This is a genomic window from Pseudomonas sp. PvP089 (assembly GCF_017875165.1).
In the GTDB taxonomy this organism is placed as follows: domain Bacteria; phylum Pseudomonadota; class Gammaproteobacteria; order Pseudomonadales; family Pseudomonadaceae; genus Aquipseudomonas; species Aquipseudomonas fortuita.
The window spans coordinates 756220-770781 of sequence record NZ_JAGGME010000001.1 but is presented as its reverse complement, the minus strand read 5'-3'; the positions used below and the strand labels follow the sequence as shown (position 1 = coordinate 770781).

Sequence of the window (14562 nt, the reverse complement as noted above, 5' to 3'; positions counted from 1 at the left end):
TGGACGGGGGGCTCGATGCCTACTCATGCGGTTTGTTCTTCATCAGCGCGCGGCATTGCGCCTGCAGTTCATTCAACCGTTCACGCATACCCGCCACATCCTGCGCCTCAGGCGCGGGCGCTACGGAATAGGCCGTTTCGCGAGCGATGGCATCGCAGGCTTCGCGGATGCGTTCTTCGGCGGCCCACTTGTCCGACAGCGATGCAAACCCTTCCCCGGCAGCCACCACTTGCATGTCGAGCATTTGCTTGGGCATGACGATTGCCAGTTCACGGGCCCATTCATCGTCCAGCGTCTGCTCGTCCGCAGCCGCAACAGCGGGCACCTCTGGCGCCACCGTGTTCCCGACGATCAGGTCCGCCACCGCCAGAATGCTCGCCTCGATCGCCCCTGGGCTCAGTGGATCCTCCTGGGCTGCCGCTACGGGCGCAGCGGGTGGCGTAACGGGTGTCTCCAGCACCTGCTGCGGAGATGGCGCAGCCGGAGCCGGCTTTTTCAACGCACCGGTCAAATACCCCCCGAGCACGGCGAACGAAGTATCCAGCCTACCCAGCAGTGGCCGGTCCGGGTCTGCGTAGTTGTGTTCGAACGCACTGTGCATACGGGCAAAGGTAGGGTCGCCCTTGACCACCGCCCGCACCCGCCTGGCGAACGAGCCATCTTTCAGGCTGTCGACAAATGCCTGGCGCGATTGCCTGTTCTGCGGAAGGTCTGACGGCTCGGGCGGCTCGACCGGGATGAAATCGTTGATGCGCATTTCTTTCGGTGCCGGGCCGGCTGTGTAGAAGCCCATGCCGCGGATAAGGGCCACACCGCCGGTTTTGCCATTCTGCGATTTCTTGCCGACCAGGAAGGTGAACTCGCCGTTTTCCTGCATGGCAACGTCGTCGTAGTTCAACCGGCTGCGCTGCTCGATGCCGATGTTGTCCGACTGGCGCAGCTTTTCGTTGCCCGCAGTGCGTTCGAAATTACCCAGCATGGCCTGCGAAGACTCGGCCGCCGCGCCCTGCACGCGCCGCCAGGTTTCCGATTCGGTGCCCGAGGTCAGGCGGCCGACGGCGCGGATGTTGGTGTTTTCCCAGGTGGCATCCGCTTCTTCGGCGCTGGATTTCTTCAGCGAGGAAAAGTCCTGCGCCGCGAAGGTGACACTGAAGCCCAGGCTACGCGCCTGGGCCGGGGCCACGGCGAAGCCGACCACGGCGTAATAGCCGTATTCGTCGAGGATGGTATAGAACGGGAACTTGGAGCCCGTTGGCCGGCTGTCGATGATTTCGCGTACCACCCCTTCGACCCGGTTGCCCAGGCAGCCGGCCATCATCTGCTTGATGCTGCCTACAATCATCTTGCCAAGCATGCGCATGCTGTCAGGTGCACGCTCCAGCGCCGGCAGCAGCACCACCAGCAAGCGGCGGTTGATCACCACATCGTAGAAGTCCACGTCACCGACGCGTGTCTTGAAGATATGGCCGTAGTTGAAGGTCAGGTCGTTGAAGATCCGCCCGAGCTGCATGACGATGTAGCCGTGCTGCTCCAGGGTCTTGGTTTCCTGCTTCTTGAACTTCGCCTTCTGGTAACCCGGCAGCGTCAGCAGGTAGGAGCGCAGCGGGGCCACGATCACATCGAACATCTCGCCGTACTTGCCGCCGTGCTCCCACACCAGTTCTTCGATCACGTTCAGCTCGAAGTACTCCAGGTACTTCTCGGGGGACAGGTTGATGTGACCCTTGTCCCGCAGATAGGTCAGTGGCCGCGTCAGGGCTGCCACGAACATGATCGCCCGCCCCTTCCACATGTCGCCGCCGCCACCGGAGTCATCCATCAGCGACACGATCAGCTCGATCAACATGCCCGACGAGGTATTCCCCATCATGTTCATGTTGTTGGTCACCTTGTCGACCTGCTTCTCGACGAAGTCGCGGCCAGAGGTGATGAAGTTGATGATCAACAGGTCATCTTCGCGGCCGAGGTAGCGCGACAGGCGGAAGATTTCCTTCTGCAGCTTGGGGTCACCCTTGCCGTCGACGTAGATGAAACCCGTGTTCTGCACCAGTGCGTTGAACACGATGCCGAGCAACAGCTCGGTGTTATGGGTGACCAGGCTGTCGTCGGTGATATACAGGTGGTGTGGGTGATCGATCTCGATGCACTGGCAGGGCGCCTGCCCGGCAGCGTCTACTTTCCACACCTCGGCCCAGCCATTGAACTTGGCAGACCCACGCTTCTTGCGCACCTTGGGCAGCATCACCACCACGCCGCGCCCCATCAGCTCACGGATGGCATCGGTCGTCACGGTGTGCGCTGCTTCGCTACCATCCTGGCCGCGTGTAAGCACTCGCCACAGGTGGTCACCGGTGGCCTGGGCCCTGCGGCCGTCGCGGGTGGCAATCGTCCAGATCGGCTGAACGCCCTGCTCGATCACCCGCAGCACCGCAGCCTGCTTGCCATCGGGCGTGCACACGCTGTCTCCGACCCGGATGCGGCCCATTTCCACCCAGCCGCCCGGCGTCAGCACCTTGGCATGCTTGGGCTGCGGCTTACCGGAGCCCGTGGTGCCCAACACCAGCTGGTGCGTCCTCAGGTCGCTATCGCCGGCGTAGATCTGCTCGCGGGTCTCCAGGTCATTGCCGAAAAGGGTAACCCCCTCGCCTTTCTTTTTGCCCTTGTACGAGCCGTCATTGACATCCGCCAGCTTGGGTACCCGGTAAGGGAAATCGAAGGCACGGTTTTCGACATCGACGAACTTTCGCTTGAACACCCAGGCCAGCAGCAACAGCAGCTCACCCGAGAAGGGCACCTTGATCGAAACCAGCGCCAGGATCGGCAGCGCGAAGGTGCCAAACACTGCGCCATCAGCAGACTGGAAAAAATCGCTGAAGCGCTGCCCGGCCAGGCGCGTGTCTTTGCGCCGCCGGCTGGTGCTGACTTCATGCTGACGGGATGCGCCCTTGTACTGAGCCATCTGTCACTCCCTCACACTACGTCTTCGTATGCACTGGCGCTGATGTAGTCAGCGACCAGATCCTTGGCGATGCGCGCAATCACGGACTGCTCCATGTCGTCATCGACGAACTCGACATCCTTGAACGTCTCGCGCTTGAGCCGCTCCACCATGTCCTTGCAGCCACCCGACGGGAAGCGGCGGGCCAGCAATGCGAGCGCGTCCGGGCGCGGCATGTGCTCGTAGAGCATGGTGCGCAGTTTCCGGTCCTCGGCGGTGGTGGTCAGTGCCCACAGGCGCATCGGCCCTGCAGACATGGTGAACAGCTGGCTGTAGGTGGCGTTCTTGGTTTCGAAGCGCGCCAGGAAGGTACAGCCATGCTTGTTGGCCCCGTGCACGAAGTTGACCAGCGCATGCTCCTCGGTGTCGGACAGGCCGATGTTCTTGCGCAGCCAGTCGCGGGTCTCCTTGGTACCCGAGTCGAGGATGAAGGTGGCCGTGGCGATCTTGGTCAGCTGGCCGAAGTCTTCCATCAACTGCGAAGCCAGGATGATCTCCATGTTCCACTTACGGGCCTCACGGCCATCGGTCTGCATCTGCTCCTGCAAGCCCACGTGGCCACCGGTCTTGTGGAATTCGTCCATGCACATGACCTTGTATTCATCCACCAGGTCCGCCACCAGGCGCTCGTAGAATGGCAGGTACTTCTCGGTGAAGAACGGGAAGTCCTCCTTCGAGAAGGCCACCTTCTTCATGAAGCACTGGCGGGCGATCATGTACATCAAGGCCGTCTGCTTTTTCGCCGATGCAGAGCCTTGCAGCGCCACGTCCTGCAGGTCGAGGGCCACGATGCGGGCACTGCCCACGTCAAAGCGGGTGTGATCGGAGAACACCGGGAAGTCACCCACCGCCTCGCGGATACCCAGGATGAAGGCGTCGACCAGGCTACGCCCGACCTCGCCGGACCCCTCGTATTCGGCCCGCACCTCCTCGGTCGACGCCACCGCCACCAGGTCATTGAGGGTTGGCACCGCGTAGCGCTGGGTCACCTCTGCCTCGTACACCATGCCGGCATCGAACATCGCGTCGACCAGCTCCCAGTAGGTAGTCGCCGGAAGAATCCGGAAGCCAAGCTGCGCCACGGCAGTATCCACGACATCGTTGTGCCCCGGCTTGTAGGTTTCCGGGCTGGCCCGCTCGATCTTGTCATCCTTGCGCCGGTAGGCCAGGTCAACCATCCGGCCGACGAAGTTGCTCATCCCTTCATAGGGCTTTTCGCGCTCGGGCGGCGTCACAAGAATGGTCAGGAAGTTCTTGTTGAACTCACGGTCTTTCGGCAGTGGATAACGTTGGCCCAACGGCGTATCCAGCGGGTTGATGCAGTCTTTCCTGGCATTCTGCAAACGTTTGTACACCACCAGGTGATGAAGCCGTGGTGGCAGGTTGTCGCGCACCAGGTCACAGAAACCGGACGAGGAAATCCCGATGTCGGTGATGCCGATGTAAGGCAGGCCGGTCAGGCCCGGCATCAGGCAGGATTCGAAGTGGTTGTTGTTCATCAGCACCGACTTGCCCGAACCCGGCTTGCCTGCGATCAGCGTGATCCAGGTGGTCTGCTGAGACGAGAAACGCTGGTACTTGAGGATCTTGCCGTCCAGGCTGCGGTAGATGGTCGAACCCTCCTGGAACGGCGAGGCTGGCCGGGTCAGCGGCAGCATGGCCACGGCATCGCCAAGCGGCGCTGCGGCAGGGTCGCCAAGATGCTTGGTGGTCAAGGCCAGGCAGTTGGACTGGAACGCCTGCATCGGGTTGCCGGTACGCTCGATGAACACCGGTTGGCCCCACGACTCCAGCGTGCGCCAGAGCTTCGACTTGCGCAGCGCAAGCTCCTTCACGCCTTTCTCGTCCGGGCTGGCCCAGGTCATGGCGGCAACCTGCAGCTTGACCATGCACTCACCGTCACGCACCCGCTCGCGCAGCTCCTTGGTGGCCAGGTTGATGTTGCGGTTCTGCTCGGAGGTTACCGAAAGCAACTGGGCAAACAGGCTTTTCCAGGCCAGCACGCTCATGCCATCGGACGACAGCATGATCGACACCGAATACGGCAAGGCGCGTGACACACCGTTTTCCTGGGTTTCCGCGCGGTTGAGGCTGTTGAACAGGGTGTTGAAGTATTGCGGCTCTGCCGGTGGAATCGACATCAGCAACGGCGCATACACGCGCGAGCCAACCCGCACGCTGGTAGGGTCGGGCAGCAGACTGGTGCGCTCGCCACTGCCGATTTCAGCCGACGTGACCATGATCTGGCTGGGCAGCGTTGGGTACATGAACTCTGACATGTCCCCACTGCGCTTGCTGGTCTTCCAGCGCATCGGAATGGCGCTGCCCGGAATGTAGGGCTTCCAGGTACGCGGCGTGATGTCGGGGTTCACCTTCGCGCGGATGGCGCGGATTGCTTCACTGACGTCGAGCACATCCGCCGAGCAACCGAACTCGGGGGACGTCAGGTCTTCGGAAATCTTGGTGACAAAGGAAAGGTGGCGGTCCTTGAGGTAGGAAATGGGCCGCAACAGGTTCTGCGCTTCGGCGGTGGCCGGCCATTCCGATGCCTTCCTGAACTCGTTCAGCGCCTCGCGCGCCATCGACCGTTCGGTCTGGTCAAGCAGCGCGGGCCGCGACCAGAACACCAGGTAGCATTCTTCGTCATACACATACTGGGCGTACTTGCTCACGCCCTCGTTGATCAGGTGCCGCACGTTGAGGTTCAACCGCTCGGCAGTTGCTGCCTGCTGCGAGGCGTTCTGCTCCAGCGGCGCAGTCGCATCCAGGTCGCGGCTGAAGACAATCTGCAGGTGATGGCCGCGCACCTTGAAGTACACCGAAAGCGACGCTTCCAGCAGGCTCACCAGGCGCTCGAACTGTTCGCGCCCCAGTACGCTCTTGGTGCCGTTGAAACGTACGATGGACGCCAGTGAACCGTCGTTGGCGACGATGGACTGCCCACCGTCGACCGTTTCAAGGTCGCAATAGTCCTGCACGTCTGCCTTGAGCTGGCTCAGAACCGTCAGGATCACCGCCTCGAGTTTGTTAAACATTTCCTTGTTCTTCCTGTGTAAGGTTCTCAATGGCGAGGCTGATCAGCTCTGCTTCAGGTTGCATCAAGCGAATTGCTTCAGTAGCTGGCCGGTCAATGCCGACCAGTTGCCGGGCAGGAACAAGGCGCGGTTATTGGCCGCGTAATATTCAAGCTGCCCATCCTTGAACGCGCCCTTGGTTGGAAACAGCCGCAGCGGGGCCAACCATCCAGCACGTCTTTCATATTCTTCATCGCTGACAAGTGTTTTGCTTGCGAGTGTTTCTGCCACACTCAATACCGTGATCACTTCTCCGCCGAATACGTCCTTGAGCGTGTCGCCCCCGCGAAACTGGAACGCTGCCAACAGGCTGGTCAGTTTCTCGTTGACCGCCCTGTCGCCGAGCAACTCATTGACATAGATGCACCGGGCAATGTTGTTGATCTCGGTTTGTGTCAATTCCTGAACTGCCACGAAAAAACCGGTGCCATTCATGGCGCAGGCACCCAGGTGATGAACCTGGCGGCACAAGTTGCACGCGGTGATCAGGTTGTCCTTGGTGCAATTGTCGGCATTGCCATCCAGTGCATGGAGTTCCTGAAACTTGGCAGACTTGAAACCACAGAAGCGACAGGTGTAATTGTCGCGTTGCCACACCGAAGTGCGCAGTGTGTTGTGCGCTTCACTGAACAGTTTTCGTTGATCATCGTCAGAGCGCCACAGTGGCCGGCGCACGCCGAATACCGGTTGGTTGGCAGTACGGCTGACATAACCACTCGCCAGCGTGGGCACAGTCACTGCCCTGCCCTGCGCAGAGTTTGTTTCGCTCACGTCCGATATCCCCGAAACTGTCTGGAAATTGCGGGGCCTGGCGCCCCGCTTTAGGGTCAGCGGCGCGCAGCCTTAGTTGACCATGGTGTTGCGCATGATCCACATCACGGTGCCGACACCCGCCATCAGGCCACCGATGAACAGGCCGACAATGGCCGACATCGGCTTTTCACGCTCATCCTTCGACGCTTTCCACAGGGTGTACAGCGAAATGGCAACGACCACGAAACCACCAATCGACACCAGCGAGATCAGCAGCGTGGCGCCGCCCTGAGCGGTATTGTCGATGTTGGTCATCACGTCGTCAGCGGTCTTGCCGCCCGAGGTGTCCTGGGTCAGGTCAGTCTTGGTAATGGCAAATGCCGACGGTGCTGCCAGGGCACCGATAACTGCAGTGGTCGCACGAACTTTGGCCGAATCGTAAGCAGCTTTCAGGGTTTTGAGTGCTTTCATGAGTGACGCTCCTTGGGTTTCATATTTCGAAAAGCCGTTACGACCACGGCGTGAAAAGTCCAACCAGATTGAATCCGATTGTGTTGTTGAGTACATCGCTGAACCATTTGAAGTTCCACGCCAGCACACCGCCGATGATCCATCCACTGGCGGTCCCCAGGCCGGCCTGAGTTTGATTGTTGTAATAACCGTTTACCGTCAACCAACCTTTCACCATGGCAATCAGACCGACCACCTGCATGATGCCCAGCAGGGCGAGCGTGGCCAGTTGTGCCTGTTGCTGCAACGTGGTGCCGGTAGAGGAATAGGACAACATGCGCGAGTTGGCATAATCCCCGGTCAACGTTCGCGACATGATCCCCATCCACTCCAGTGTGCCAATGGCCAGCAAAATAGAGCCGATCACCAGTTGCACACAGGCGGAGCCGACAGAAAAACGCTGTCGCCCGGCTACATACTTCAATGCGTTGTCATGGGTAACACCCCAGATTTCAATCAACGCAGCACCTGTCAGGTAAAGACCGATAAGTGCGGCAATACCCTGGCACATCATGATCGCCGTCGGGATTACTTTCCCGATATTGACCAATACATCTACTAGATCGGCAAATCCGGCCGCCATGGCAACGTCCTTGTTTAAAGAGCGGGTGAAGTCACTACAATACCGCTGTCGCGATCAACTGAAAGCACCTTCAATTCGCGCTGCACCGGTGGCAACGTGTCGCCGGCCTTTACGCTGTCTTCACTCTCACCATTCTTCACCCAGGCCCGGTGCCCGACCACGGCCTGCACTTTGTAGCCACTCGATTGCGGAATCGGGTGAGCGCTTCTGGCGTACCCCTGCGACGCGGCAGGTGCTGGCGCCCTGCGCGGCGGCTTGACGATTTCCACACGCTGACGGTTCTGCTCGTAGCTGTTCATGCGCTGGGCCAGCTGGGACATGCTGTTATCCAGGTTCTTGATCTGGCTCAGCAGCAGCTGGGTATTGCGCTGCGATTCCTCACGCACGATCTTCAGTTGCTTTTCACTGTTCTCCTGGGCTTGCAGGGCCGCTTGCGCCTGCTCCCTGGACTTGGCCAGCTCGATGCTCAGCACATCCATGCGTGGCTGTTGTGCCGACTGAGCCTGGATTTGCGCTGTGCGCTTGGCCTTGGCGACCGGCGACGAGGAGGCCTTGATCACGACCACGGCGACCACGATCAGCGCCACGAAGCTACCGGCAAAAACGCCTATGAGTTTTCCGAATGACCAGTTCTTCATGTCGAACTCCTTATCGAGATTGATCGTGAACGTCTTGCAGGAAGAACAGGCCAAAGCCTTTGTTCGCAGGTGTTGCGTAGGTAGCCGGACGGTTGAACCCACGGCGTACTTCCGACGCGATCGCGGTACCCATCTCGCCCACCGACGAACCGATGACCTGCTTGGTCGAAGGCTCGGTCGTGGTCTGGGCCACTACACCGCTGGGGCTGATGATCGTGGTACCTGCCGTCTGCTGGTAAGCCCGACCGTAGCCAGACAGCAGCGAGGCAGCCCCCAGGGCGAAGTAGCGCTCCATGGTGTGGTGGTCCTTGGTCTCGGCAATACCCTGCTTGGCATCATCCTCTCGCAGCGCCACGGCGCTGATGCGCATGGTCGGGCGGGAATCGTTCACCGGTGGCGCCAGAATGGTGAATTTCACACGGATGTTGTCCGGCGCCTGTTCGATCTTGCCGATCAGCTTGGAGCCGTTCCATTTGCCGCCACGAATGGTTGCCAGCACGTCGCCGCCGTCGTCGGTGTTGACCTCCGCATCCAGCGTGGCGTACATGATGGTACCGGTCTTGATGAGCAACTCCCGGTCGGTGTCACCCACGGCCTCGATGTCGTTGGGGTCCTTCTTGTTCTTGTCGTTGCCGGCACGCAAGACGCCATCACGTTCGCTGCTGCCAGCACGCTCGGTCGGGTAATAGCTGACCGTGCTGAAGCTGCTTTTTTCGGCGAAGCCTTTTGCGCTTTCAGACTCACCCATCAGTTGCTTGATCGACTTGAGCGTCTCGGCCTTGAGCTCGTTGACGTACAGGTCGCGCTGCTGCTCGGCCTTTTTCAGCTGCTCTTCCAGGCGCAGGCGTTCCTGTTCATCAGACTGTGCGTTGCTCGCGCCGGCGCGCTGGTTCTGGGCGGCCTCGCGGGGCGGCTGCCCCGCCCCGACATAGATCGGCGGCGGCTGCATGCTGGCATCGTTGTACGGCTGCCCGGGCACATTGAACTGGGCATTCTGGCCACGGGCAGCATCCCTGCCGGTGGACTGAACGATATTGGGGTCGAAGCCAGGCTGGTACGACATGCCGCGCTCGGCAGCCTGCTCGGCCTCCAGCGAGCTTCGCTGGTTGCGACGCTCCGCCTCGGCAGCGGAAATAGGGTCGACCGACACCTCGGGCTGCGGTGCACGCGGGACATCCACCGTAGAGGCCTTGCCGACAGGTTCGTCCTTGCTGGTCATGCCGTTGTAGGCCAGCGCCCCCAGCGCAAGCACCACCAAGCCGGCCGCAATCAGCGACACCTTGCCCACACCGGAACCGAACACGGCGTGCAGGTTGCGCTGCATCTCATCGGACTTGCGCGCCTTCTTCACGTGCGAGCCAGCCGGCCCGTCGCGGTCGGCTACCAGGTGCTCGTCCTCTTCATCGAAGCCCGAGTCGTTCGGCGGCATGTTGTGATCACTCATTGCAGATTCCCTTGCTCGATGAAGACGGTTACGGCTTGCCCGCCAGTCGTGAACGTGACGCTGTTCTGCAGGCCCGCGTAGCGATACACCGCCACACCGGTGGTGCTTCGCGCAGCGTTGGTGTAGGCCGGGTATTGCGCATCAGCCTTGGCTTTCACGTACATGTTCGGGCCATAGCTCCAGGCCTCGACGCCCTCCAGCCCGGTCACCTTCAGGCGATTGGCCTCTTTCGGCGGCACACCATCCAGGAAGTAGGTCAGCGCATCATCGATACCCGGCATCCTCAGCATTGCCACAGAAGCCGCAGCATCCGGATTACGCCCGGGTACCTTCGCATCCACGCGCATGTCCACTTCTTCCTGGCCGGCAGCCAGGATCAGGATGATGGGCGTGGCCAGCCCGCGCAGGGTGACGGTGACGTTGCCGTAGGCCGCCGCTGTGGCGGGGTCCAGGGTGAGGATGTTGGTCGGTGCGGCAGTGCCGTTCTGACCGTTCTGACCGCCTCGCTCGCGCCCGTCGCTGAAGAGTTCGCGGTTGATCGACACGTTCTGGATCATCCATGGCTGCCCGGCATAGTCGGAGAACACGATCGACGACTGCTGCCCCTTGCTCAGGCGAACGATGGGTGGCGACACGCCCGGGTCCAGGTTCAGTGCAAGCGTGCGGGTCACAGGTTTGGCCGGGCTTATGTAGGCCGTGGCTTTCTGCTTTTCACGCTCCAGCCATAGCTGCTTGATCAGCTCTACCTGCGACGACGTCAGCTGCGAATCCTGAACGTCCTGTACCGTGTCGCTGATGACATCTTCCGGGCGCGGGTAGACCACTTGAGCAACACTGGATACTTGCCGGCCCAGGCCATTCATCGGTGGCTGGGGCGGAGCTTCGCCAGCTTGCGTCGCGCCAATCTGCCCCATGCCACCCTGGGCGGCCGGCGCTTCTGGCGCCTCGTTGGCAAATGCCGGCATGGCGATAGCGCTCGCAAGCAACGATGCGATCAGATGCTTCTTCATGGTCACTTCCTTGAGGTGTACGGCGACAGCTGAACAGAATCGACGGCGATGCCTTTGGTGTTGGTGGCCGAAGCGGGGATCTGGACGATGGTTACGGCTGCGAGGAAATCCTGGCGCGAGCGTGCTTGCTGATCACCGCCGACATAGAACTCGATGGCAATCGGCACCTGTACCACCCAGTAGTTCTGCCCGCTCGCCAGCACACCGCTTTCTTCGACCTGGGCCACCTGGGTGGCCATGGCCCGCAGGATCATCCGCCCCTTGAGCACGCGCTCCAGGTTGCCGGAATCGTCAAGCGTCTTCAGGAAGGCCTTGCGCCCCTCATCGGTGTACCAGCGCGCACCTGCGGCATTGAGGTTGGAGCGGTAGTTCACATAGTCGTAGGAGTACGAGTTGACCACCGCATCCTTGGCGTACTCGGCCAGCGTCGCAGGGGTGACGCGCGGGTTGCTTTCAGTGGAGACTTCACAGATGGCATGGTTGTCAATCGTCGGAATCCAGCGGTACTTCGGGTACCAGAACACCACCGCCGCGATGGTTACGCCGAACACGCAAGTCAGGGCCAGCAGCTGCCCCCAGACGCGCTTGTTACGGCGCTTGAGATCCAGGCACTCCAGCTGCAGACGCTTGACTTCCCTGACGGTGGCTGCGGCCTCACCGGGCGTTTCGTCCAGTGCCAGCTCCAGCAGCTTTTCTTCATCGGTGCCCCGCCGGGCCTGCGGCGCATCACCATCAGGGGTTCCGTGTTGGGTTTCCTTACTCGACATTGCGGATTTCCCCTGTCGTTCCGTCGTAAATGCAAATCGAGTCGGTTCCGTCATAGAACACGACATTTTCAAAATTCGTTTGCGTCACCAGCCAGATGGCGGCCACCGCTACACAAGGCAGCAAGCCGATGCAGGCCCACTCCCCGATATCCAGCAAAACACCCAGCAACCGGTTGTAGCGTCGTAGCGCGCGAACATCCACATCCTCGCCCGCACCGCTGCCCCATGACGTTGTGGTTGGTCCCAGTTCGTCCATATCTCGCTCCATGAAGCAGCATTTTCATCCAAGACTTAGAAATGTGCAACAGCGAAATTTTGACAGATTGGGTTAATACCTGCAATCCGCGACGCATTTCTGCACACCCATGTAAAAGCTTTTGACGCTAAATACCCAAAATCAAAGCGGGGCGCCGGCCAATAAGGCCACGCCAAAATCAGGGCTATAGCCCTGATTACACTGGGGAAATCAACGAATTAGGTGGTGTTTACTGCACCTCGCCGGCATGCACAACAGCGCTGACCGGCCAACTCTAAAAAATTACCGTCGACCTATATTTTCGATGTGCAAAACCTGACCATTCGGACATTTAAAATGGCTGAAGTCAGCGGTCGGAAAAATGTGCGAAAAGCCTTGAAGGCCACGTAAACCGTGATCTCCAGCACCTGATCAGGAAGATCGGCAGGGTTGATGGCGGGGTTTGCAGCGTATCCTCCATGACAAACCTGAATCTTGGTCCAGCCCTCCTCCGTGAGTATCCATAGAACTGAGCGCTACTTTTACTAAAACCCTTGTAAAACAAGGGATAAATCCATTTTTAAGCCACACACCAAGCAGTAGATTGCGGCAACCGCTGGCGGAATCGCCCGATGCTCAGGGGCGGTTTCTTCTACCCAGGGTACTGCCTTGGTATGGCGAAAACGTGATTTTCCACCATCTACACAGTTTTGTGCGATAGCGGCTTTTTGCCATCAGGACGGCAGATGGTGCTCATTGCACTTTGGCATCACTCAACAGGCCCGCAATCAATGACATTCGCCGTTCGAAATAGTTGAGGGCCCGGGAGAAATAATTGCAAAACGCTATCCTGTAACGCCGCATGAGGGCTCACGCACCGTGCTCTGCCCACGCCTCCAGCTGCACTGGCGGGCGGCTCAGCAACACACCCACGACAATGGCAAACACCATGGCGGCAATGCCTGCGACGTGCAGCACGCTCTCAAAACCACCGATGAACGCCTGCCGAGCCAAGGGAGCAACCTCGGCACGCAAGGCGGGATCCAGCATGGCCAACGCGGCGGCCAGGTCACCGGCAGCCACTCGCGTGGCCATCGCTGTAACTTCTCCCAGGTGCGCTGGGGCCACCACTGCCATCGCCTCCTTCATCAACTGGCCGGTACGGGCGGCCAGCACTGCGCCCAGTACACCTATTGCCAGCACGATCGCGCCGAACCGCGTGGTGGTGCTCAGCCCCGACGCCATGCCAGTACGCTCACGGGGCACACAGGCCATGATGTTCTTCTGCGTATCGCCATTGAGCAGCCCGGCGCCCGCACCTAGCACCAGGCTGGCCACTGCAAACGCGCTGTAGCCGCCATGGTTTGCAGCCCAGGCACACAACAGGTTGCCTACCCCCACCAGCATCAGCCCAAGCGCAAACACCTGCGCAGCGCTGCAGTGCGCGGCCAGGCGCATGCCAACCCGCGGCATCAGCAGCATGGCCACGGCGAATGGCAACATGCCCGCACCCGCGGCCAGGGCCGACAGCTGCAGGCCGTTCTGCAGGTACAACGGCAGCAGGGTCATCATCACCTGGGCGCAAGCGGCGTAGGCGAACATGCCCAGCAAGGCACCGACGAAACGCGCACTGCGCATCAGCCGCAGGTCGATCATTGGCCGCTGCTGGCTGCGCTCGACCATGACGAACACGCCGAACAGGAAGGCGCTGATCACCAGCCTACCTAGCGTTTGCGCACTGCCCCAGCCCACCTGGCTGGCATCGATCATCGCCCAGATCAGGTAACCCAGGCCGCCGGCGAAAGTCAGGCTGCCCCATGGGTCGAGCCGGGCCGCCGCACTGTCGCGAGACTCATCGACGCTGTACAGCACCATGACCGCGAGCACTGCCACCAACGGCAGGTTGATGTAGAAGATCCAGCGCCAGCCCAAGGTACTGGCGATTATCCCGCCCAACAGCGGCGCGAAGGTGATGGTGGCACCCATGCAGGCACCCCAGAAGGCCCAGGCGCGCATGCGTTCCTGCGGCTCATGAAAGCGGTTGCCGATGGCGGCCAGTGCCGAGGTCAGCAACAACGCTGCCCCCACACCCTTGGCGGCCCTGGCCATGTCAAGGAACAACAGGCTTGGCGCTGCACCACAAGCCAACGAAGCGATGCCGAACAGCACCAGGCCGAGCAGCAGCATGCGCCGCCTGCCGAAGCGGTCGGCCAGGCTACCGGCAGGCAGCAGGCAGGCAGCAAAAGCCAGCAGGTAGGCGCTGACCACCCACTCGATATCGGCGAACGAGCCGGCCAGGTCACGGGCGATACTGGGCAGACTGACCGCGACGATGTTGGTGTCGAGAATGATCAGGGCGCAGACCAGGGAGGCAGTGAGCAGGGTGAAACGTGCAGAGGGCATGATAAGGCTCCGGAAGCAGAGCGGGTTGGCTTGGCGGTACGGTCAAGTTGCAGCATCGCCGGGGGCTGCTTTGCAGCCCATCGCAGGCAAGCCAGCTCCCACAGGTTTTGCCTAACCTTCGCGAGCGGTGCAGCCCCCTGCAAAGCA

11 protein-coding genes are annotated in these 14562 nt (G+C 60.7%); all 11 read right to left on the bottom strand.

Annotated features, from left to right (window positions below; genetic code table 11):
• Positions 1-19: 19 nt before the first annotated feature.
• The gene (locus J3A71_RS03525) at positions 20-2959 is read right to left on the bottom strand and encodes a type IV secretion protein DotL (RefSeq protein ID WP_096426815.1); all 2940 of its coding nucleotides are present in this window, start codon (positions 2957-2959) and stop codon (positions 20-22) included.
• 11 nt (positions 2960-2970) lie between these two features.
• Positions 2971-6033 carry a type IV secretion system protein IcmB/DotO gene (locus J3A71_RS03520; RefSeq protein ID WP_016489299.1) on the bottom strand — a complete coding sequence of 1021 codons (3063 nt, stop codon included), beginning with the start codon at positions 6031-6033 and terminating at the stop codon, positions 2971-2973.
• Positions 6034-6096: 63 nt separating this feature from the next.
• On the bottom strand, positions 6097-6843 hold the full coding sequence (locus J3A71_RS03515; RefSeq protein ID WP_096426816.1) for an HNH endonuclease: 747 nt from the start codon (positions 6841-6843) through the stop codon (positions 6097-6099).
• Positions 6844-6915: 72 nt separating this feature from the next.
• Positions 6916-7296: a hypothetical protein gene (locus J3A71_RS03510; protein ID WP_016489301.1), complete on the bottom strand. Its 381-nt coding sequence runs from the start codon at positions 7294-7296 to the stop codon at positions 6916-6918.
• A gap of 37 nt (positions 7297-7333) precedes the next feature.
• Positions 7334-7918 carry a hypothetical protein gene (locus J3A71_RS03505; RefSeq protein ID WP_016489302.1) on the bottom strand — a complete coding sequence of 195 codons (585 nt, stop codon included), beginning with the start codon at positions 7916-7918 and terminating at the stop codon, positions 7334-7336.
• A gap of 14 nt (positions 7919-7932) precedes the next feature.
• Positions 7933-8556, bottom strand: a complete 624-nt coding sequence (locus tag J3A71_RS03500) for a hypothetical protein (RefSeq protein WP_016489303.1) — start codon at positions 8554-8556, stop codon at positions 7933-7935.
• Between the two features lie 10 nt (positions 8557-8566).
• On the bottom strand, positions 8567-10000 hold the full coding sequence (locus tag J3A71_RS03495; RefSeq protein ID WP_016489304.1) for a DotG/IcmE/VirB10 family protein: 1434 nt from the start codon (positions 9998-10000) through the stop codon (positions 8567-8569).
• A complete protein-coding gene (locus J3A71_RS03490) occupies positions 9997-11010 on the bottom strand; it encodes a DotH/IcmK family type IV secretion protein (protein WP_016489305.1) in 1014 nt (337 codons plus the stop codon). The genes J3A71_RS03495 and J3A71_RS03490 overlap by 4 nt, the downstream gene beginning before the upstream one ends.
• A gap of 2 nt (positions 11011-11012) precedes the next feature.
• A complete protein-coding gene (locus J3A71_RS03485; protein WP_016489306.1) occupies positions 11013-11777 on the bottom strand; it encodes a DotI/IcmL family type IV secretion protein in 765 nt (254 codons plus the stop codon).
• A complete protein-coding gene (locus J3A71_RS03480) occupies positions 11767-12033 on the bottom strand; it encodes a hypothetical protein (RefSeq protein ID WP_016489307.1) in 267 nt (88 codons plus the stop codon). Before J3A71_RS03480 ends, J3A71_RS03485 begins: the two co-directional genes overlap by 11 nt.
• Positions 12034-12882: 849 nt before the next feature.
• The gene (locus tag J3A71_RS03475; RefSeq protein WP_016489308.1) at positions 12883-14415 is read right to left on the bottom strand and encodes an MFS transporter; all 1533 of its coding nucleotides are present in this window, start codon (positions 14413-14415) and stop codon (positions 12883-12885) included.
• Between the last annotated feature and the right edge of the window lie 147 nt (positions 14416-14562).

Excerpts from the sequence above, each read along its gene's own strand:
- J3A71_RS03525 (WP_096426815.1), bottom strand. The coding sequence starts at position 2,959 with ATGGCTCAGTACAAGGGCGCATCCCGTCAGCATGAAGTCAGCACCAGC.
- J3A71_RS03520 (WP_016489299.1), bottom strand. The coding sequence starts at position 6,033 with ATGTTTAACAAACTCGAGGCGGTGATCCTGACGGTTCTGAGCCAGCTC.
- J3A71_RS03510 (WP_016489301.1), bottom strand. The coding sequence starts at position 7,296 with ATGAAAGCACTCAAAACCCTGAAAGCTGCTTACGATTCGGCCAAAGTT.
- J3A71_RS03505 (WP_016489302.1), bottom strand. The coding sequence starts at position 7,918 with ATGGCGGCCGGATTTGCCGATCTAGTAGATGTATTGGTCAATATCGGG.
- J3A71_RS03500 (WP_016489303.1), bottom strand. The coding sequence starts at position 8,556 with ATGAAGAACTGGTCATTCGGAAAACTCATAGGCGTTTTTGCCGGTAGC.
- J3A71_RS03495 (WP_016489304.1), bottom strand. The coding sequence starts at position 10,000 with ATGAGTGATCACAACATGCCGCCGAACGACTCGGGCTTCGATGAAGAG.
- J3A71_RS03490 (WP_016489305.1), bottom strand. The coding sequence starts at position 11,010 with ATGAAGAAGCATCTGATCGCATCGTTGCTTGCGAGCGCTATCGCCATG.
- J3A71_RS03485 (WP_016489306.1), bottom strand. The coding sequence starts at position 11,777 with ATGTCGAGTAAGGAAACCCAACACGGAACCCCTGATGGTGATGCGCCG.
- J3A71_RS03480 (WP_016489307.1), bottom strand. The coding sequence starts at position 12,033 with ATGGACGAACTGGGACCAACCACAACGTCATGGGGCAGCGGTGCGGGC.
- J3A71_RS03475 (WP_016489308.1), bottom strand. The coding sequence starts at position 14,415 with ATGCCCTCTGCACGTTTCACCCTGCTCACTGCCTCCCTGGTCTGCGCC.